The sequence below is a fragment of the Erythrobacter sp. S43 genome, from assembly GCF_057364955.1.
On the sequence record NZ_CP200285.1, the window covers coordinates 438,235 to 457,050 of the forward strand.

Annotated in this window: 19 protein-coding genes; 11 read left to right on the plus strand and 8 right to left on the minus strand. The window is 60.9% G+C overall.

Annotation, left to right across the window (positions count from 1 at the left end):
- The first annotated feature begins 50 nt into the window (after nucleotides 1-50).
- The gene (locus AC0V6K_RS02295) at nucleotides 51-671 is read left to right on the plus strand and encodes a hypothetical protein (protein ID WP_472624386.1); all 621 of its coding nucleotides are present in this window, start codon (nucleotides 51-53) and stop codon (nucleotides 669-671) included.
- Here the strand turns inward: AC0V6K_RS02295 and AC0V6K_RS02300 are convergent.
- Nucleotides 628-2,727: a protein-disulfide reductase DsbD family protein gene (locus AC0V6K_RS02300; protein ID WP_472624388.1), complete on the minus strand. Its 2,100-nt coding sequence runs from the start codon at nucleotides 2,725-2,727 to the stop codon at nucleotides 628-630. The two genes, AC0V6K_RS02295 and AC0V6K_RS02300, sit on opposite strands and share 44 nt — an antisense overlap.
- A 57-nt stretch (nucleotides 2,728-2,784) precedes the next feature.
- Here AC0V6K_RS02300 and AC0V6K_RS02305 point away from each other — a divergent pair, with 57 nt between their 5' ends.
- On the plus strand, nucleotides 2,785-4,011 hold the full coding sequence (locus tag AC0V6K_RS02305) for an FAD-dependent monooxygenase (RefSeq protein ID WP_472624390.1): 1,227 nt from the start codon (nucleotides 2,785-2,787) through the stop codon (nucleotides 4,009-4,011).
- 10 nt (nucleotides 4,012-4,021) lie between these two features.
- Here AC0V6K_RS02305 and AC0V6K_RS02310 read toward each other — a convergent pair whose 3' ends face one another.
- The 3 genes from AC0V6K_RS02310 to hemC all read right to left on the minus strand — a co-directional run bounded on the left by AC0V6K_RS02310 (nucleotide 4,022) and on the right by hemC (nucleotide 6,578).
- Complete coding sequence (locus tag AC0V6K_RS02310; protein WP_472624392.1) at nucleotides 4,022-4,885, minus strand: hypothetical protein; 864 nt, start codon at nucleotides 4,883-4,885, stop codon at nucleotides 4,022-4,024.
- Nucleotides 4,886-4,995: 110 nt separating this feature from the next.
- Nucleotides 4,996-5,670: a uroporphyrinogen-III synthase gene (locus tag AC0V6K_RS02315; protein WP_472624394.1), complete on the minus strand. Its 675-nt coding sequence runs from the start codon at nucleotides 5,668-5,670 to the stop codon at nucleotides 4,996-4,998.
- On the minus strand, nucleotides 5,667-6,578 hold the full coding sequence (gene hemC / locus AC0V6K_RS02320; protein ID WP_486172684.1) for a hydroxymethylbilane synthase: 912 nt from the start codon (nucleotides 6,576-6,578) through the stop codon (nucleotides 5,667-5,669). Before hemC ends, AC0V6K_RS02315 begins: the two co-directional genes overlap by 4 nt.
- Before the next feature lie 86 nt (nucleotides 6,579-6,664).
- Here hemC and tsaD point away from each other — a divergent pair, with 86 nt between their 5' ends.
- The 9 genes from tsaD to AC0V6K_RS02365 all read left to right on the plus strand — a co-directional run bounded on the left by tsaD (nucleotide 6,665) and on the right by AC0V6K_RS02365 (nucleotide 16,040).
- Nucleotides 6,665-7,741, plus strand: coding sequence for a tRNA (adenosine(37)-N6)-threonylcarbamoyltransferase complex transferase subunit TsaD (gene tsaD / locus AC0V6K_RS02325; protein WP_472624396.1), 1,077 nt, complete (start codon nucleotides 6,665-6,667; stop codon nucleotides 7,739-7,741).
- Nucleotides 7,738-8,769 carry an NAD(P)H-dependent glycerol-3-phosphate dehydrogenase gene (locus AC0V6K_RS02330; protein WP_486172538.1) on the plus strand — a complete coding sequence of 344 codons (1,032 nt, stop codon included), beginning with the start codon at nucleotides 7,738-7,740 and terminating at the stop codon, nucleotides 8,767-8,769. Before tsaD ends, AC0V6K_RS02330 begins: the two co-directional genes overlap by 4 nt.
- Nucleotides 8,726-10,297, plus strand: a complete 1,572-nt coding sequence (locus AC0V6K_RS02335) for a lipopolysaccharide biosynthesis protein (protein ID WP_472624398.1) — start codon at nucleotides 8,726-8,728, stop codon at nucleotides 10,295-10,297. The genes AC0V6K_RS02330 and AC0V6K_RS02335 overlap by 44 nt, the downstream gene beginning before the upstream one ends.
- Before the next feature lie 94 nt (nucleotides 10,298-10,391).
- The gene (locus AC0V6K_RS02340; RefSeq protein WP_472624400.1) at nucleotides 10,392-12,023 is read left to right on the plus strand and encodes a vWA domain-containing protein; all 1,632 of its coding nucleotides are present in this window, start codon (nucleotides 10,392-10,394) and stop codon (nucleotides 12,021-12,023) included.
- Between the two features lie 144 nt (nucleotides 12,024-12,167).
- A complete protein-coding gene (locus AC0V6K_RS02345; RefSeq protein WP_472624402.1) occupies nucleotides 12,168-12,668 on the plus strand; it encodes a helix-hairpin-helix domain-containing protein in 501 nt (166 codons plus the stop codon).
- 67 nt (nucleotides 12,669-12,735) lie between these two features.
- Nucleotides 12,736-13,092, plus strand: a complete 357-nt coding sequence (locus AC0V6K_RS02350) for a response regulator (RefSeq protein ID WP_472624404.1) — start codon at nucleotides 12,736-12,738, stop codon at nucleotides 13,090-13,092.
- Between the two features lie 82 nt (nucleotides 13,093-13,174).
- Nucleotides 13,175-14,389, plus strand: a complete 1,215-nt coding sequence (locus tag AC0V6K_RS02355; RefSeq protein WP_472624406.1) for an acyl-CoA dehydrogenase — start codon at nucleotides 13,175-13,177, stop codon at nucleotides 14,387-14,389.
- Entirely contained in the window at nucleotides 14,389-15,033 is a 645-nt protein-coding gene (maiA, locus tag AC0V6K_RS02360) for a maleylacetoacetate isomerase (protein WP_472624408.1), read from the plus strand. The genes AC0V6K_RS02355 and maiA overlap by 1 nt, the downstream gene beginning before the upstream one ends.
- Entirely contained in the window at nucleotides 15,030-16,040 is a 1,011-nt protein-coding gene (locus AC0V6K_RS02365) for a fumarylacetoacetate hydrolase family protein (RefSeq protein ID WP_472624410.1), read from the plus strand. Before maiA ends, AC0V6K_RS02365 begins: the two co-directional genes overlap by 4 nt.
- Here the strand turns inward: AC0V6K_RS02365 and AC0V6K_RS02370 are convergent.
- Genes AC0V6K_RS02370 through AC0V6K_RS02385 form a run of 4 tightly spaced genes read right to left on the minus strand, consistent with a single transcriptional unit; the run spans nucleotide 16,037 to nucleotide 18,723 of the window.
- Nucleotides 16,037-16,597 (minus strand): prolyl-tRNA synthetase associated domain-containing protein, encoded by a 561-nt coding sequence (locus tag AC0V6K_RS02370; RefSeq protein ID WP_472624412.1) that lies wholly within the window; start codon nucleotides 16,595-16,597, stop codon nucleotides 16,037-16,039. The two genes, AC0V6K_RS02365 and AC0V6K_RS02370, sit on opposite strands and share 4 nt — an antisense overlap.
- The gene (locus tag AC0V6K_RS02375; RefSeq protein ID WP_472624414.1) at nucleotides 16,542-16,898 is read right to left on the minus strand and encodes a cupin domain-containing protein; all 357 of its coding nucleotides are present in this window, start codon (nucleotides 16,896-16,898) and stop codon (nucleotides 16,542-16,544) included. The genes AC0V6K_RS02370 and AC0V6K_RS02375 overlap by 56 nt, the downstream gene beginning before the upstream one ends.
- On the minus strand, nucleotides 16,898-18,004 hold the full coding sequence (locus AC0V6K_RS02380; RefSeq protein WP_472624416.1) for an S-(hydroxymethyl)glutathione dehydrogenase/class III alcohol dehydrogenase: 1,107 nt from the start codon (nucleotides 18,002-18,004) through the stop codon (nucleotides 16,898-16,900). Before AC0V6K_RS02380 ends, AC0V6K_RS02375 begins: the two co-directional genes overlap by 1 nt.
- A gap of 53 nt (nucleotides 18,005-18,057) precedes the next feature.
- Entirely contained in the window at nucleotides 18,058-18,723 is a 666-nt protein-coding gene (locus AC0V6K_RS02385) for an alternative oxidase (protein ID WP_472624418.1), read from the minus strand.
- Nucleotides 18,724-18,816: the final 93 nt, after the last annotated feature.

Genomic DNA, 18,816 nt, shown 5'->3' on the forward strand with positions numbered 1-18,816 from the left:
AAGGATAATTCGCATTGCGCGATGCGTAACCACATGAATATGGGTGGCGCATGGATGCAAAGGGCATGATACGCTTGTGTGCGGCGGTGTGCGCGGTGACGATGATCGCCGCCTGCAAGCCTCCGCCTACCGATGCGGGGATGAACCGCGATATGCCTGAAGCCGCGCCGACTTTCGCGTCAGACCCGCTGCCTTCCCCCGAAAGCGAGGGTGCACGCTGGGTTGGCACGAGCGACACGCGCATGGTCTATGGCCTGCCCGGCGAACCGGCGATGATGGCACTGGAATGCGTCGAAGGCGCGAGCATCGCTGACAACCGCATCCGACTAACCCGCATAAGCGTGGCTGACGAAGGCGCGGGCGCGATGATGGCCTTGATCGGAAACGAGCGCATTGGCCGGATCGAGGTGGACGCGACCGAGATTGGCGGACGGTTCCTGTGGCAGGGAGAAGTTGCGGCGGATGATGTGCGGCTGGAACCGTTTATCGGCGAGGAAGAGCTGACCGCGACGGTGCCAGGCGGCGGCATGGTCACACTCAACGCCAGCGCTTTACCGACCGAATTGCTGGCGAAATGTCGCGGAATTGTGCTCGAAGATGAAGCCGATGAGGGGTCCGACGAAGAGACTACTTCCGAGACGCCGCCTGAGAATTCTGCGCCCGCTCGCTGAGCATATCGGCGGTGAGCACTTGCGGCAGTTGCTCCGGCTCGCCGCCACCCGCCGGATACCATAGATAGAGCGGCACACCCGCCGCGCCCTGCTCGCTCAGGAAGGCGGTGATGTCTTCATCGCCGCTGGTCCAGTCTCCCACCATCGCGATCACGCCCGCTTTCTCAAACGCCGCGCGTGTGCTCTCGCGCTCGATGGCGATGCTCTCGTTCACCTTGCAGGTCACACACCAATCGGCGGTAAACCAGACGAAAGCCGGCTGTCCCGATGCCCGCGCTTCGGCCAACGCTTCGCGGCTGAACTCACGAGGGGCGAGGATGGACTCGAATGCATCGCTGGCCTGCGCGGAATAGGCATGGGGCAGCGCGAACGCTCCGAAGATCAGGAACGGCGCGGCAACAAGGCCAAAAGCGGGCCATGCCATCTTGCCAGCGCGCTGAAGCCGTCCGACCACAAACAGGCCAAGGATAATCCCGAAGAGCATCACCAGCGCAAACAGCGCAAAGCCGCGCCCGCCCAGCTGCACTGTCAGCCAGATCAACGCGAGCGTCGTCAGCCCCATCGGGATCGCCATGACGCGCCGGAACCGCTCCATCCACGCGCCGGGCTTGGGCAGCATTCGGCGCAGCGCTGGGATGAAGCCAATGAGAAGGAACGGAAGCGCCAGACCTAGCCCCAGCATGGCGAAGAGCAGCAAGGCCTGCGGTGCTGGCAGCAACAATGCCGCGCCCAAGGCCGCCGCCATAAATGGTCCGGTGCATGGTGTGGCTGCGAAGGCCGCCAAAAGGCCGGTCGCGAAGGCTCCGGCGGGCTGGCCACTTTGGGTGAAACTGAGAGAGGGAAGTTCGAAAATTCCAGCAAAGTTCGCGGTGATCATCGCAGCAAGCACCAGCAGCACAATAACCACGCCGGGGCTTTGCAGTTGGAACGCCCAACCAACCTGTTCGCCCGCTGCGCGCAAGGCCAGCATCAGCGCACCAAGGCCAACACATGCGACCACGACACCCGCCGTGTAAGCCAACCCCTCGCGCTTGGCCTCCGCTTCGCTGCCACCTGAACGCACCAGCGCAATCGCTTTAAGGCTCAGGATCGGGAAAACGCAGGGCATGATGTTCAGGATCAAACCACCCACCAACGCGCCTAGGATGAGCGTCCAAAGCGGCGGTGTACCCGTCATTCCGACCGGACCGGCGATCTTGGTCACACCAACAGGCACTTCGCCCGCCTCGGCAACAAAGCGCACGCCGGTGTCGCCGCCAAAGGAGAGAATACCCTCGACCGTGTCCGGCGCCGGATTATCGCCATCGCGCGGAATTTCGACCACCAACATGTCACCGTCGCGGTAAAAGGTCTGCGTCCCGGCGTACTCCACCAGCCGTTCGTTCGCGATGAAGGCATGCGGGCCGTTGAGGTTCACCGAAGCGGGCAACGGGACCGCCAGCCTAACGAAATTGTCCGTGACTGCAAACCGGCTCTGCGCGTCGATTAGCGGAGCGACTTCGGCCTGCCACCGCGCGAAATCACCGCCGACGCCTACATTCAACACAGCGTCCTGCGGCACGCACACAGTGTCCGTGCAGGCAAGGTATTCGACGAAGCCGTCGACGTCAGGAACGCCCTCGACAGCCGCATCAGCAGGCACCTGCACGGGGATCAGAACAGAATAATCACCCTTGTAAATATGGTTCATCAACGGGCCGGTCTGCAGCTGTTGAACCAGCGTCTCTGGCACCGGATACAGCGCCTCGCCCATCCTCCAGCCTTCGGGCAGGTCGAGCTCAAGCTCCAGGCCCTTCCCTGCGTCACCAGGATTGGACCAATATCCGTGCCATTCCTCGCTGCGCGGGGTGAACCGAAGGGCGAGCATCCATTCCTCACCCGGTCTGGGCAGGCCATCGGCCATCAGGCGCACCGCAATATTGCCGTCGCCATAGCGAGCCGTGCGCGGCTCATCGGCTCCTTGCGCATGCGCCACTCCGCCCGCCAATGCGGCGAACGCAATGGCCCATGCGAACAACAGGGCTTTCAGGCGTGGGAACATTCTTGCGTGTGGCACGGCGGAACCTCTAGGGCGGTCATATCGTATTCGCAATCAAAGCGAACAAGGTGACACATGGCTAATCCAGATACAGAAACCCGCGACCTCCTGATCCTCGGTGGAGGATTGGTCGGCATGACGCTTGCCCTCGCAGCGGCGAAGAAGGGCCTGTCCAGCCATGTGATCGACCGCGCTGATCCGGCGGAACTGACCGCCGAAGGCTTCGACGACCGCGCCACCGCCATTTCGACCGCCAGCTGGCACTTGTTCCGCAATATCGGCATTGCCGATGGGCTGGAGCCAATTGGTGCGCCGATCAGCAGCATCGCAGTGACCGATCAGAACAAGCCGGGGCGTATCGACTTTGTGCCGGGCGAGGATGAAGGCACGCTGGGACGCATGTTCCCTAACCGCAATCTGCGCCTCGCCCTGTTCGAGGCAGCTGCGGACGAACCTCTCATCAACTGGCTTTCCAAGGCGGAAATCATCGAGCGCCAGCGCAGCGAATTTGGCGTTGCAGCGGTGCTTGCGGATAAACGCAAGCTCAAAGGCCGCCTGATGATCGCCGCGGAAGGTCGCGGCTCTCCCACCCGCGAAAGCGCCGGAATCACTATCGCCAAGTGGGATTACAAACACCGCGCCATCATCGCCGGCCTCACCCATGAAAAGCCGCATGATCACGTAGCTTGGGAAATTTTCTACCCTGCCGGTCCTTTTGCGCTGCTGCCGCTCAATGATGACGCGGACGGCACCCATCGCTGCTCGCTGGTATGGACCGTATCGGAGGAAGACGGGAATGCCGTCACCAAACTCTCCGACCGCGCCTTCATTGCCGAGGTTGAGAAGCGCACCGGCGATATTTTGGGCAAAGTTCAAACAGTCGGGCATCGATCGTCATGGCCGCTGGGCTTCCACCACACCGCCAAGATCACCGACACTCGTCTCGCGCTGGTGGGCGATGCCGCGCACGGCATTCACCCGATCGCGGGCCAAGGCCTCAATCTCGGTCTGCGCGACGCCGCAGCCCTAGTCGAAGTGCTGGCAGATGGCGCGCGCATCGGGCTTGATCCGGGTGATGCGCAATTGCTCAAGCGCTATGAAAACTGGCGCGGGCTCGACAGTTTTATGGTCGCGCTTGCAACCGATGGGCTTACGCGCCTGTTCGGCGCTCCGGGCAAAACCGCATCGGCCATCCGTCGTCTCGGCATGGCAGGCGTACAGCGAGCCGGCGTGCTTAAGACGTTCTTCATGGACGAAGCCCGCGGGGTCTCGGGTGATCTGCCGGAGCTGCTGCGCGCCTGAGCCGCGCCAATCAGTCGTTTTCGGACGTTTCCTGCGAACCGCGTTGGGCGAGAACCGCCGCGAGCTCGATATTGTCCAGCGCATCCATCACGCGGGCATATTCCTCGGCATCGGCGATCCACTCTTGCGCAGCGGGCGCACCGGGAAGGCCTTTGATCTCCTGAATCGCGTTTTCGATCCGCCCCTGTTCCAAAGCGCGGCGTGCGCGTGTGATGCGTTGATCGGATTGTGGCGAAGGCGTGCTTTGCCTGCGCACAATGAACAAAGAGCTCAACTCGCTGGTGAACCGTCCCCACGAGAACCCAGACTCGCTCTGAGTGAGCTCGGGCGCCAGCCCCTCCAGACGTGCGGAAAGAAGGTCAATTCTCAGCGGTGTATCGCGGCGTGAGAAATTAATTACTGTGCTGACAGCATTGGGGCGATCGTCGCCAAAGCGAAGACGCAGCTGATCGGCCAACAGGCCAAGCTCGTCCCCGCGTTCAATTAGACGGCGAACGGCAAAAGCAATCAGCAGGCTTTCAAGCTGCGCCGCATTCTCTGACGCGCGCTCTGTTTGAAGCGAGAGTTCACCCAGGCGTTGTTCCGCCGCAGCAAGACGCTGGCCGATGCCGCCGGTCTGCTCTGCCACCGTCCGAACAGCTTCCACCGCTTCTTCAGGGTTGTCAGGGTCGAGATCTTCGAGCTCTTCTAGGGCCTCAGCCAAGGGCGTTGGCGGGGACGTCAGTATGCCGCCATTATCCGTTGCCGCCGCGCTGGGGCTGGCTTCGACTGCCGGTCTGGAGGACACGCCTTCGCCTGCGTCCGGGTTCACATTGTACCAGACAGCATAGCCAACGAGCATTCCGCCAGCGACAAAGGATGCGACCGTGGCCAATAAAAGACCTCGGTTAGAGGATGGTTTGCGGCGACTACCGTACTTCGATGCCATCGTTTCCCGTTCTGCGACCCCGTGCGCGGCTCCTGCCGCGTCTTCAAGTTACATTCTTATATGCACAGGTTGCGGATCATTTCCAGCAAGTCTGTGTCCTTGGGGCGCGGTGAGATGTGGATGGAATGCCAATCACCGGTTAATCCTTCGACAATACGAGGGCCCAGAGCTGCGAAAGAGACCGAGGAGGTATCTAAGCCAAGACGGGCGCATTCTTCGGAAAAATGGCGCGCCGCAGCGGCGGAGTGGAGCAGAACGATGCACGGTTCCTGCAGCAGCGATACGGTATCTTCCGGCAGAGCCAGAACCACGCTTTCATAGGCGACAACCGTGTCGATCGTAATCCCAGTGGGTGCGTCCAAAGGCACATGCTCGGCGCCCGATACGCGTAAGAGGTGCAAGGGCTCGGGGAGCTCATCCAAAACCGATTGCAAGCCGCCCGAGCCCACTTTCTCGACGGTGAAACCGGCCGCACGGGCCGCCGCCGCTGTCGTCTCGCCCACCGCATAAACGGGTTTGTCTATGAACGCCGTAAGCTGCTCACCACCATGCAGGATCGCGTTTGCACTGCCGATCAGAAGGCCATCGATGTTTGCGGGATCGGGGGCCTGCCATGCGACAGGGTGTATCTCGAACAGCGCTTCTCCGTGGATTTCTAGACCCATTTCCGCGCCCAGCTTCAGCGTGGCGGTCAGCCCCGGCTCGGGCCGGATGGCAAGAATACGCGTCATGCGTTTCCGGTGAAATGGTCGGTCACCGCCGCGGTGGCACGGTCGAGCATGTCTTTCGCCAGCGCCGTGACAGGTGCGAAATCACTGGCGGTGAAGCTGGCGGTGCCTTCGACGCGTTCTTTGCCATCGGGGCTGAAGATCGCGGCTCGCATGGTCATTGTCTCGCCTTTTGTGCTGCACAAAGCCGCGACGGGGCTGTGGCATGTGCCGCCTAGCGCTTCGAGCAGTGCGCGCTCAGCCTCGAGTTCGGCTCGCGCGGTATCGTCACCGATTACTGCCAGCGCCGCTTTTGCCGCATCGTCATCGGTGCGGCACTCAATCACGATCACGCCTTGTGCAGCGGCGGGAATCCACTCGCTTTCGTCGAGCGGCGCGCCAACTTCGGACTGGCCCAGCCGCTCCAATCCAGCTGCCGCAAGGAATGTCACATCGGCCTCGCCCGCCTCAAGCTTGCCTAGCCGCGTCGCCACATTGCCGCGGAAGGTCACAACGGCGCAGTCAGGACGCAAATTCAGAAGCTGAGCCGCTCGGCGTGGAGCGCTTGTGCCGACCACTGCACCTTGCGGAATATCGGCTATGCTCTTGGCTCCGACCAGACTGTCTCGCTTGTCCGCACGCGGCAGCATCGCACCAAAGGTGAATTCGCTCGGACGGATGGTCTCAACATCCTTGGCCGAATGGACCGAGGCATCGATGCGCCCTTCGGCGAGCCAAACATCCAGTTCCTTGGTCCATAGCGCTTTGCCGCCGATCTCGGCCAGCGGGCGGTCGAGCACCTTGTCCCCGCTGGCCAGCACCTCGACCAGTTCGACCTGATCCTCGCTCCAGCCATGCGCTTCGCAAAGTCGCTTGCGGGTCTCCACCGCCTGCGCCATGGCGAGCGGCGAGTTCCGGGTTCCAAGGCGCATTTTTACGTCCGCGCCGGCGGGATTGTCTGGTGTCTGGCTCATAGGCACGCTTGCCCTAGCCCGCACAGTCTCTAAGTGGAAGCTTCATGGGATCAGTGTCGCACAGTTTGAACGGCAAATTGCTCGTGCTCGGGATAGAATCGAGCTGCGACGAGACGGCTGTCGCGCTCGTGAAAGGCGACCGCTCCATCGTGGCGCAACGCATTGCCAGTCAGGAAAAAGAGCACGCGCCTTACGGCGGCGTGGTCCCCGAAATCGCCGCGCGCGCCCATGCCGAACGGCTTGCTCCGATGCTGAAAGGCGTTTTGGATGATGCAGGGATTGCGCTTGCCGATGTGGATGCCATCGCTGCCACTGCTGGCCCCGGACTAATTGGCGGCGTGATGGTCGGATTGGTCAGCGGCAAAGCGCTTGCGATGGCTGCGGACAAGCCTCTGATCGCAGTCAATCACCTTGAAGGCCATGCCCTAAGCCCGCGTCTCGCCGATGCCGATTTAGCGTTCCCGTATCTGCTTTTGCTTGTTTCCGGCGGGCATTGCCAAATCCTCGCAGTCGAGGGCGTAGGCTGGTATCGCCGCCTTGCCACCACGATTGATGACGCGTTGGGCGAGGCGTTTGACAAGACCGCGAAGATTTTGGGCCTCGGTTATCCCGGCGGGCCTGCGGTTGAGAAGCTGGCTTTGGAGGGCGATGCGACAGCAGTGCCGCTGCCCCGCCCACTCAAAGGATCGAAGGAACCGCATTTTTCCTTTGCTGGCCTCAAAAGCGCGGTGCTTCGCACCGTTGAAAGCGAGGAGCATAAACCGAAGGACATCGCCGCGAGTTTCCAGCAAGCAGCGGTTGATTGCCTGATCGATCGGCTCGAATTTGCGCTCGCGCAGACCGGGCCGATGCCCGCGCTTGTGGTGGCTGGCGGGGTGGCAGCAAACCAGACTGTGCGCGGCGCCCTCGAAGCCCTTGCCATTCAGCACTCTATGCGATTTGTTGCGCCGCCAATGGGTCTTTGCACAGACAATGCGGCGATGATCGCCTGGGCAGGCGCCGAACGGCTGCTGGCCGAAGGAGCCGATTTCGTGTCCGATCCGCTCGATCTGAAAGCGCGCCCGCGATGGCCGCTTGACCCCGATGCCGAGAAAGTGCGCGGCGCGGGGGTGAAGGCGTGAACCGTGTTGGCGTGATCGGCGCGGGCGCATGGGGCACTGCCCTTGCGCAAATGCTCGCCAGCGACGGACGCGACGTCTTGCTCTGGGCCTATGAGAGCGATGTGGTCGAGGCGATCAACTCCGCCCATCGCAACCCGACTTATCTGGCGAGTGCCGAGCTTTCCGAGAACATCCGCGCCACAGGTGATCTCGCCGATTTTGCCGATATCGACATTGTCCTTGGCGTAACCCCGGCGCAGGTGCTCGGCACCGTCTTGAGCCAGCTACCCAAAGCTCCACGCGATCTGGTGCTGTGCTCCAAAGGTATCGAAGCGGGCACCGGAAGGCTGATGAATGATGTAGCCCGCACGGCCTGCCCTGACAGCGAGATTGCCGTCCTTTCCGGCCCAACATTCGCGCATGAGGTTGCCTCTGGCCTGCCCACCGCTGTAACCCTCGCATGTGGCGGTGGCGAGGCGCAGTGGGAGCGGCTGAAACCTGCTATCGCGCGACCAGCATTCCGGCCATATTATTCGGACGACGTGACTGGTGCGGAGATTGGCGGAGCGATCAAGAATGTGCTCGCCATCGCCTGCGGTCTGGTCGATGGATTGCGGCTTGGCCAAAACGCCCGCGCGGCACTGATCGCGCGTGGCTATGCCGAAATGCTACGCTTTGGCGAGAACCTTGGCGCACGCGCCGAGACGCTTGCAGGCCTCTGCGGTCTGGGTGATCTGGTTCTGACATGCTCCTCGACCTCCAGCCGCAATTTCTCCCTTGGGAAAGCGCTGGGCGAAGGCGAGTCTGCTGCCGAGTTGATGGCGGACCGGACAACCGTTGCCGAAGGCGCGCACACCGCACCGGTACTGGCCAAACTGGCCGAAGAACGCGGTATCGCCATGCCCATAGTCACAGCGGTCAGCGCGATGCTCGGCGGTGAAGATCCGCGTTCTGTGGTCGCAGCCCTGCTCGCTCGTCCGCTCAAGGCCGAGCAAGGGGCGCTGCGTGAGCCAGAAGCCCGCCGACACTGGACCCGACAAGAACGGTGAGGACATGCAGGCGCTTGCCAAGGGTGGCCGCACCAATGCCCTCGGTTTTATCATCCGTGCGCTTGGTGGCATCCCGTTCCTCTTCATCGGATACCGCCTCTATGGCGTCGACGAGATGGGCCGCTTTGCCGCTGCTTATGTGATTATCGAAATATTCGCGCTGATCTGCGCGCTGGGTGAGAAGCGCGGGCTTGCCAAACGGCTGACCGATGGCAGCGAGCATGATCATATCCCGCAATCGAACCTGGTATTCGACGGAATGCTCGCCTCACTGACGTTCTCGCTCGTCGCCTGCCTGATCTTGTTGCTGTTCCCGACAGTGATCTTCCCGAGCGGCACCAACTCCGATTTCGATATGTGGATGATCGCCGCCATCCCCGCGATTGCACTGACCGAGATCCTGCTCGCCGCGCAGGCCTATAAATACGACATCGCCACCACCGTGCGCGCCCGCGCCATTGTCGAGCCTTGGACCAAGTCCATTGCAGTGCTCGTTTTTTTCTTCATACCAGTGATATCGGATGGCGGATTGGCGCTGGCCTTCCTCACATCGGTGTATGCCGCGCTGGCCGTCGCCCTCTTTTCGTTCCTACGCACCTATGGTCTGCCAACCGGATGGGCCCCGCGACCGAAATACATCGCTTCGATGTGCTCCCGTTCACTACCGCTGGTCGGCGCTGACGTGATCGAGCGCGGGACCCGGCTGCTCGATGTCTTCCTGTTGGGCCAAGCGGCGTCGCCTGCTGCGGTGGGCATTTACTTCTTCGCCAAGGAAGTGGTGACACTGCCGCAAAAGCTCAAAACCGCGTTCGAGCCGATCCTTGGGCCGGTGGTGACCAAGAACCTCAAAAGCGGCAATAAGGAAGCCATCGCCGCGCAGGTGCGCCAGGTCGGTTTTTGGATCATGACGCTGCAATTGGGCATTGCAATAGCCCTTGCCATTCCGGGCGAGGCGATCATGGGACTCGCCGGGCCTGCGATCGTCGGCGGCACCGGCGCGTTTGTGATCCTGCTTGCCGCAGAGGTGGTCGCCTCCCCCGCTGTCGTGTCCGAAAGCGTGTTGGTCTATATGGCCAAGAAGCGCAATTTGACGATCAGCACCGGGATCATCACCCTGCAAGCCGCGCTTACCATTCTCTTCATTTCCATGGCAGAGGAGCGTGGGCTGGATGAGGGGTTCAAAGCAGGCGGGGCCGCCGTAGCGTTGTTTATCGCGCTGGGCCTTTCGAGTTTGATCAAAGCGGGCCTACTTTCACGGCTTTTGAAAGCGCCCGTGAGCAGTTGGAACTGGGGGCTTGTCTGGGCGACGGGACCCGCAGTGCTGGTCGGCTTCTGCTTCACTATGCTGCCTGAATCGCTCAACGCCATGATCGGATACGATGCACTGCCGACCTTCCCCGAATGGGTAGAGCTGGCATTCGGCGTCTGGGCGATCCTTGGCACCTATCTGTTCGTGATCTGGAAGCGGGTTTTCAAAGAAGAAGACCGCGCGCTTTTCGGCCGTAAAGCGCCCGCTCCCGCTGCCTGAACGCCTACCTGACTAAACCCTGACAGACCATTCAGTCCGCATTCACTGGCTGAGCCCAGACTTTGTGTGCAGGGTTATTAGGGGAGTCGTGCTGATGCGTGCGGTGAAGCTTTCAAGTGTTCTGGTTCTGGGTGTTCTGATCGCCAGTTGCGAAGGGATGCCAAACGGTGAATTGGCGCAGGCACCGCCGCCCCCGCCAACGCCACCTTCTGTATCCGCACCACCCCCGCAACCTGCGCCTGTCATGGCTACCGGCAATCGGATGGCCGAGGCACAAGCTGTCGGTGGCATTCAAAAGCGTATTGCCGTTCCTCCCGTCGTTATCCCGACCGATCCGGGCCGCGAGCAGTATGACGGTAAGGAAGTCTCGCCAGTTAAACTGACCCAAGCCGAGCCGGTCAGCACTTTCAGTGTCGATGTCGACACGGGCGCCTATGCCAACACGCGCCGTTTCCTCTCCCAAGGCCGCATGCCGCCCAAGGCATCGGTGCGGACCGAGGAAATGATCAATTACTTCCGCTATGACTATGACCGGCCCAAAGATCGTTCGCAGCCATTTTCGGTCACCACCGATGTCGCCAAGACACCGTGGAATGACGACACATATCTGATGCGTATTGGCCTGCGCGGTTATGACATTGACCATGCCGAGCGTCCTGCCTCAAACCTCGTCTTCTTGCTCGATGTGTCAGGATCGATGGGCCGTCCGGAGAAGCTGCCATTGGTCAAAACTGCGCTGTCAGGCCTTGCCGGAGAGCTGGGCAAGAACGACAAGGTTTCGATCGTTGTTTATGCCGGTGCGGCGGGCCTTGTGCTTGAGCCGACCAACGACACCAAAGCCATTCGTCGTGCGCTCGATGAACTCAACGCAGGTGGATCAACCGCTGGCGGCGCAGGTCTTCAACTTGCTTACAACATTGCCGAGGACAACTTCATCAAGGGCGGCGTCAACCGCGTGATCCTCGCCACTGATGGCGATTTCAATGTCGGGGTGAGCAACCGCGATGCTCTGGTCGAGCTGATCGAGAAGAAACGCGACACCGGCATCACGCTGACCACGCTTGGCTTTGGTACGGGCAATTACAACGAAGCGATGATGGAGCAGATCGCCAATCACGGGAACGGCAATTACGCATACATCGACAGCGCGCTGGAAGCGAAAAAGGTGCTGGGCGAGGAAATGTCCTCAACCCTTTTCACCATCGCCAAGGATGTGAAAATCCAGGTTGAGTTCAACCCCAATCGCGTCAGCCAATATCGTCTGGTCGGATACGAGAACCGCATCCTGCGTGAAGAAGACTTCAACAATGACCGTGTCGATGCAGGCGATATCGGTGCCGGGCATCAGGTGACCGCGATTTACGAAATCGTGCCCGCCGGAACCAAAGGCTGGATCACGCCGCGCAGGTATGAAGAGAAGCCGCTGGTCAAGAGCCTGCCCGAGGTCGCGCATGTGAAGCTGCGTTACAAAATGCCAAATGGCACGACTTCGCAGCTGATCGACACCATCGTCAACGCCGATGCGCTGGATCGAGCCAAGGCACCGCGCGGCGACTTCGCCTTCGCGACTGCAGTTGCGGCCTTTGGTCAGGTGCTGCGCGGGGACAACCTTATGAACGGATTTACCCACGAGGATATCGGCGCACTCGCTGGCAATCAGGACAATTACTGGCGTCAGGAGTTCATCCAACTTAACGCTCTGGCGGCAAGTATGAAGGGTGGCTGAGGCAAGCAGCCCAATTTCAAATGAAGGCCGGCATGGTTTTACCTCCATGCTGGCCTTTCTTTTGCGCAGTCCACAGACGCCTTGACGCTAGGCCCTGCGCTAAGGCAACGCTGCGTTTAAAGAACATCCGAAAAGGCGCAGATTATGTCACCGGAACTTACCGAATATATGCCGATGATCATTGGCGGCATCATTGGCGCATTGGTCGCCATCTTTGTCGTCATGCGCTTGAACCGCCGCGCGCGGGTGATCCGTGATGAGGGCGCGCCCAAGGATGTGCTGGACGAAGGCGCAGCACCGGCAGCGCGCAATCAGGCCTTTATCGATTCAACGCCTTCCGCCGATAAAACTGCACCTGAACCCGAGAAGACGCCTGCAGCAACCGCCAGCACTTCAGGTGCAGCTGCCGACGACCTAACGCGCATCAAGGGGCTTGGTCCGAAAATTGCCACTATGCTTGGGGAGCAAGGGGTAACCTCATTTGCGCAGATCGCCGCATGGAGCGACGCCGATGTCGAACGCGTCGATGCCTCTTTGGGGCGCTTCGCCGGGCGCATCACCCGCGATCAGTGGGTCGCACAGGCCAAGCTGCTGGCCGCTGGCGAGGAATCAGGCTTCGCGGAGAAATTCGGCCAGAATGGATAAGCCTCAGGGAACAGAGGTGTCCAAATTGCATTGAGAAAGGTGGGATCGGCAAAAAGGGGAGGGAGACATGGCGCAGCGCGTTCTTGTCGCAGAAGACGAATTGGTCGTCGCGATGGACCTATGCAACACAATAGCCGAAGCCGGTTTTGAGATAGAGGGCCCACACACCGGCGTGTCCAGCGCGATGCTGGCATTCCAGATGGACAAACCGGACCTCGCGATACTCGATATCTCGTTGGTCGATGGCAGTGTATTCCAGCTTGCAAGAACGCTGGCCGATGAAAAGGTGCCGATTATCTTCCATTCCGGACGACACTCACCCGACGAAGTGCAGGCGCAATTTCCCAGTGCATTGATGCTGGAAAAGCCATGCCCGCCTGCCGAGGTGTTGAAGATGATCAGCAAGGTTTTCGAACCCGCTTAATCCGGAACAGTCGCACGCTATCCTTGCGACTCAATCCCAAGCCTGCGAAAGCACTTCTGAAACAAGTTTCAGGAGCAACCAAGTGCACGCCCCCGCATCGCCCGACCTCGCCAATGCCGGTCTTGTACCGTTCAATTGGGAGGACCCGTTCGACCTTGATGGCCAGCTGACCGAAGACGAGCGGATGATCCGCGAAGCCGCGAATGGCTTTGCGCAGAGCGAACTGCAGCCGCGCGTGATCGAAGCCTATCGCAACGAGACGAGCGCACCCGAACTGTTCCCGTTGATGGGTCAGGCCGGTCTGCTCGGCGCGACTATCCCTGAAGAATATGGGGGCGCGGATGCTTCCTACGTCGCATACGGCCTGATCGCGCGCGAGATTGAGCGGGTGGACTCCGGTTACCGCTCGATGGCGTCGGTACAGTCGAGCCTCGTGATGCATCCGATCTACGCCTACGGATCGGAAGAGCAGCGCAAGAAGTACTTGCCGGGCCTTGCCTCGGGTGAGCTGATTGGCTGCTTTGGCCTGACGGAGCCCGATGCCGGTTCTGATCCAGCGGGCATGAAGACTTACGCCAGGAAAGACGGCGATGGCTATGTCATCTCCGGCTCTAAGACGTGGATCTCAAACTCGCCTTTCGCCGATGTGTTCGTTGTTTGGGCGAAGTCAGAGGAACACGGTGGCGGCATTCGCGGATTTATCCTTGAAAAGGGGATGGAAGGCCTTTCGGCACCAAAGATCGAAGGCAAGATCTCGCTGCGTGCCAGCACCACGGGCATGATCATGATGGACGAGGTGAAGCTGCCCGCAGATGCTCTGCTGCCCAATGTGCAGGGCTTAAAAGGTCCGTTCGGCTGCCTCAACCGCGCACGCTACGGCATCAGCTGGGGCGCGATGGGTGCGGCGGAATTCTGCATGCACGCCGCGCGGCAATATGGTCTTGATCGCAAGCAATTCGGCCGTCCGCTCGCCGGAACGCAGCTTTATCAAAAGAAGCTAGCCGATATGCTCACCGACATCGCGCTGGGCCTGCAAGCGAGCCTTCGCGTCGGTCGTCTGATGGATGAAGGCCGGTTCGCGCCGGACATGATCTCCGTCGTCAAGCGCAACAATGTCGGCAAGGCTTTGGACATCGCCCGTCAGGCGCGCGACATGCACGGCGGCAACGGCATCAGCGAAGAATATCAGGTCATCCGCCACGCGGTGAACCTCGAAACAGTGAACACCTATGAAGGCACGCACGATGTCCACGCGCTGATCCTGGGCCGCGGCATCACGGGGATCGCCGCGTTTTGATGCGCCTGTTTGCATACTTCCGCAGCTCGACTTCCTACCGCGTGCGCATCGCGCTGGAACTGAAGGGGTTGAGCTACGAAGTCATTCCGGTTGATCTGCGCACATCCGAGCAATCGGGCGAGGCGTTCACGTCGCGCAACCCGTTCGGCACCGTGCCGATGCTGGAAGCCGATGGCCGTGATCGTGCGCAATCCATGGCGATGCTGGAATGGCTCGAAGAAGCCTATCCCACCCCCGCTCTGCTGCCCGAGGATAAAGAGGACCGCTATACCGTGCGCGAGCTGGCCTATGCCATCGCGACCGAGATTCACGCGCTCAACAATCTGCAGGTGCTCAAGTATTTACGCGATCCGCTGGGGCACGATGATGAGGCAGTGAACACATGGTACCACCACTGGCTGGCGCGCACGCTCGACCCGGTTGAGGCGCGATTGGCGCAAATCGGCAGCGGCGATTTCCTGACCGGTACGCCCGGCCTGTTCGAAGTGGTCCTGCTCCCGCAGCTCTTCAACGCGCGCAAGCTTGAGTTCGACCTTGCGCCCTACCCCCACATGACGCGGATCGAGGAGGCATGCCTTGCTCTCCCCGGATTCCAGCGCGCCTATCCAGACAATCAGCCCGACAGCCCGGAGTACCAGAAATGAAGCTAGCCACACTCAATGACGGATCGCGCGACGGGAAACTGGTTGTCGTCTCGAAAGACCTCACGCGCTACTGCGCTGCCGACAATATCGCGCCGACGCTTCAGGCGGCTCTGGACGATTGGGCGCATGTCTCGCCCAAGCTCGAAATGCTCTACACCGATGTCGAGCACGAGGCGGTGCCGTGCGAGCGCTTTCACGAGCGTGAGGCGCATTCGCCGCTGCCTCGCGCCTACCAATGGGCGGACGGCTCGGCCTATATCAACCACGTTGAGTTGGTGCGCAAAGCGCGCGGCGCGGAAGTGCCGGAGAGCTTTTACCACGATCCGCTGATGTATCAGGGCGGCAGCGATGCTTTCCTGCCCCCGCGCGCCGACATCCCGCTGGGTGACACGGCGTGGGGCTGCGACATGGAAGGCGAGATCGCCTGCATCACCGACGATGTGCCAATGGGCACCTCTGCCGAGGACGCGGCGAAGCACATCAAGCTGGTGATGCTGGTCAACGATGTGTCCCTGCGCGGTCTGATCCCCGGTGAACTCGCCAAAGGCTTTGGCTTCTTCCAGTCCAAACCCGCGAGCGCCTTCTCCCCTGTCTGCGTGACGCCGGACGAATTGGGCGATGCGTGGAAGGATTCGCTGATCCATCTACCGCTGATGGTCGATTATAACGGTGAAGCATTCGGCCGCGCTGAAGTGGGCGTGGATGCGACGTTCAACCTCGCCGATCTGGTCGCGCACGCGGCCAAAACCCGCACCTTGAGCGCGGGCACAATCATCGGCTCCGGCACCATCTCTAACAAGGGCGCGGATGGCGGTCCGGGCAAGCCGGTCAGCGAAGGTGGCCTCGGCTATTCCTGCATCGCGGAGATTCGCATGATCGAAACTATCGCCGAGGGTGAAGCGAAAACGCGCTTTATGGCTCCCGGTGACACGGTGAAGGTCGAGATGCGCGACAAGGACAACCACTCGATCTTCGGCGCAATCGAGCAGACGGTGGTGCAGGCTTAGTCAGCAACTTTCGGGATATCGGCTACGATCGGCTGGTGTCCCCAATGCTCGGCCAGCTTTAGAATGTCGGTCCCGGCCACGGTTAGCGTCGCGGTGTTTCTCAGCGGGTGAACACCCACATCATCAGGCACGGCCAAAGGTGCATCCAAGATCAGCTGGATGCTGCCCGGCTCGGCGTTGATCATTCCCAGCGGGGTCACGGAGCCGGGCGTGACACCGATCAAGCGCTCCATCGCATCCGGCTTGCCAAAGCTTAGCCGTTTGCTGCCAATCACTTGTGGCACGGTTTTCAGATCAACCCGTGCTTCACCCGGCACTGTGATCAGGAAGAACGCGCCCTTGGCGTCCTTCAGAAACAGGTTCTTGGTGTGGTGGCACGCAATATGATCCTTGATGTCGCGGCTTTCTTCGACGGTGAAGACCGCCTGATGCTCATGCAATGTATTCGGGATCTGGAGCACGCCAAGATCGGCCATCAAACCCGCTTCACCGCGCATGGTTTCAGACTTCAATCGGTACGAAAGCCGTTTCTGCATCGCCAGTGTTCGGCGTGCCATCGGCGTCCATCACTAGCAGCTTGACCTCGCCTTTGCGCGCGCAGGGGCGATGCTCGGTGCCTTTCGGGACCACGATCAGATCGCCCGCCACCATGACTTCGGTCCGGTCGCGGAATTCCATGTCGAGCTGGCCTTCGATCACGAGGAACAGCTCGTCCGTGTCTTCGTGCTGGTGCCAATGAAACTCACCCTCAACCTTGGCGAGGCGCACTTCGTTACCGTTGTAACGCGCGGCAAGGCGCGGCGCCCAATGCTCGTCGAACAGCGCGAATTTGTCGGACAGAGTGACCTTGTGCGCCATCAATACACCACCACGCTGCGGATGCTTTCGCCTGCGTGCATCAGGTCGAAGCCGTTGTTGATCTCGTCGAGCGAAAGTGTGTGGGTGATCATCGGGTCGATAGCGATTTTGCCGTTCATGTACCAGTCGACGATCTTGGGCACATCGGTGCGGCCCTTAGCCCCGCCGAATGCCGTACCGCGCCAGTTGCGGCCTGTGACCAGCTGGAACGGACGCGTTGCGATTTCCTTGCCCGCTTCGGCAACGCCAATGATGATCGAAGTGCCCCACCCTTTGTGGCAGCACTCCAGCGCATCGCGCATCACATCGGTGTTGCCGGTGCAATCGAACGAGTAGTCCGCGCCGCCATCGAGCAGCTCGACTAAATGCTCGACCACGTTCGAAGTCTCTTTCGGATTGACGAAGTCGGTCATGCCGAACTTCTCGCCCCATTCACGCTTGGAAGGATTGATATCGACGCCGACAATGCGGTCCGCCCCCGCCATCTTCGCGCCCTGAATGACGTTGAGGCCGATCCCGCCCAGCCCGAACACCACGATATTGTCGCCCGGCTCAACTTTGGCCGTGTTGACCACTGCACCCACGCCCGTCGTCACGCCGCAGCCGACATAGCAAGCGCTCTCAAACGGCGCATCGGTGCGGATTTTGGCGACCGCGATCTCAGGCAGCACCGTGAAGTTCGAGAAGGTCGAGCAACCCATATAGTGGTAGATCGTCTCGCCTTTGTACGAAAAGCGCGAGGTGCCATCAGGCATCAAACCCTGACCCTGTGTGGCGCGGATGGCGCTGCACAGATTGGTCTTGCCGGATAGGCACATCTTACACTGGCGGCACTCGGGCGTGTAGAGCGGGATCACGTGATCGCCCGGCGCGACCGAGGTCACACCCGGCCCGACTTCGCGCACCACACCAGCGCCTTCATGGCCTAGGATCGAGGGAAATATCCCTTCGCTGTCGAATCCGTCGAGCGTGTAGGCGTCTGTGTGGCAGATGCCCGTTGCCATGATCTCGACCAGCACCTCGCCCGCTTTGGGGCCTTCCAGATCCAGCTCGACAATTTCAAGCGGTTGCTTGGCTTCGAATGCGACGGCGGCTCTGGTCTTCATGTGTCCCCACTCCTCTGGTGTGCGAGGATTGGGAGCATGTGCGTTGCCTCACGTCAAGCGGCGCGGCGCTCGTCAATGCGATCAACGAAGCTGTGGTTCACATCGCGGTGCTCGGCCTCGTCGGCGCGCACGGCGATAATGACATCGCGCAGGCGCGCGTCAGAGGGCAGCTGCCAGTAATCGATAGCGATCTGCGGTGCGGGCACATTCTCATGACGGCCGGCGTCCACCTCGGCGAGATAGGCGGTGTAGCTGATCACCGCCTCTTCTTCGAAATACCCAACCACGCGGTGCGCAGTGCGCGGGGCGAAGAGGTAGAGGAAGAAATAGAGGTTGTAGAACACCAGCTGGGTCATTGCGATCAGCAGCCGCTCGAACCGGTTGGGCTGCGCGATCTCGATGAAAGTCATCAGGTGCATCCGCTCGTTCTCTGCTTCTTCCAGAAGGGTGCGGATCCAGCCTTCATCATTGCGCATCTTTCGCAGCGCGTTGAGGTGCTGCCACAGCCCGCCGACCATGCCTGGCACAGCCGCGACGGTTTCCAGCACCACGGCGCGGTGGCCATAGCGTTTGGCGAAGAAGGTGTCGGCGAAGAAGCGCAGCAGCTTCACGAAGCCAAACGCGATCTTGTCGCTGCGGGTCACCGGCGCGACACGGGTTTCGAGGTCAGCGTCCCAATTGACCTGACGGACGAGGGGAGCGGGATCGATGTGCTTCATGGGTCTTTCTCGAGTGGCTCGTCCCCTTCTACCCGGCCTCGCACCGGGCGCCCTGAGCGAGTCTTTGTCGGCAAAGCCAATATAATGTTTCGC

What these genes read in the sequence shown, in the direction of transcription:
- AC0V6K_RS02365 (WP_472624410.1), top strand. Translation starts at nt 15,030, where the DNA reads ATGAAGCTAGCCACACTCAATGACGGATCGCGCGACGGGAAACTGGTT.
- AC0V6K_RS02295 (WP_472624386.1), top strand. Translation starts at nt 51, where the DNA reads ATGGATGCAAAGGGCATGATACGCTTGTGTGCGGCGGTGTGCGCGGTG.
- AC0V6K_RS02375 (WP_472624414.1), bottom strand. Translation starts at nt 16,898, where the DNA reads ATGGCGCACAAGGTCACTCTGTCCGACAAATTCGCGCTGTTCGACGAG.
- AC0V6K_RS02305 (WP_472624390.1), top strand. Translation starts at nt 2,785, where the DNA reads ATGGCTAATCCAGATACAGAAACCCGCGACCTCCTGATCCTCGGTGGA.
- hemC (WP_486172684.1), bottom strand. Translation starts at nt 6,578, where the DNA reads ATGCGCCTTGGAACCCGGAACTCGCCGCTCGCCATGGCGCAGGCGGTG.
- maiA (WP_472624408.1), top strand. Translation starts at nt 14,389, where the DNA reads ATGCGCCTGTTTGCATACTTCCGCAGCTCGACTTCCTACCGCGTGCGC.
- AC0V6K_RS02385 (WP_472624418.1), bottom strand. Translation starts at nt 18,723, where the DNA reads ATGAAGCACATCGATCCCGCTCCCCTCGTCCGTCAGGTCAATTGGGAC.
- AC0V6K_RS02315 (WP_472624394.1), bottom strand. Translation starts at nt 5,670, where the DNA reads ATGACGCGTATTCTTGCCATCCGGCCCGAGCCGGGGCTGACCGCCACG.
- AC0V6K_RS02345 (WP_472624402.1), top strand. Translation starts at nt 12,168, where the DNA reads ATGTCACCGGAACTTACCGAATATATGCCGATGATCATTGGCGGCATC.
- AC0V6K_RS02380 (WP_472624416.1), bottom strand. Translation starts at nt 18,004, where the DNA reads ATGAAGACCAGAGCCGCCGTCGCATTCGAAGCCAAGCAACCGCTTGAA.
- AC0V6K_RS02370 (WP_472624412.1), bottom strand. Translation starts at nt 16,597, where the DNA reads ATGGCACGCCGAACACTGGCGATGCAGAAACGGCTTTCGTACCGATTG.
- AC0V6K_RS02340 (WP_472624400.1), top strand. Translation starts at nt 10,392, where the DNA reads ATGCGTGCGGTGAAGCTTTCAAGTGTTCTGGTTCTGGGTGTTCTGATC.
- AC0V6K_RS02350 (WP_472624404.1), top strand. Translation starts at nt 12,736, where the DNA reads ATGGCGCAGCGCGTTCTTGTCGCAGAAGACGAATTGGTCGTCGCGATG.
- tsaD (WP_472624396.1), top strand. Translation starts at nt 6,665, where the DNA reads ATGGGATCAGTGTCGCACAGTTTGAACGGCAAATTGCTCGTGCTCGGG.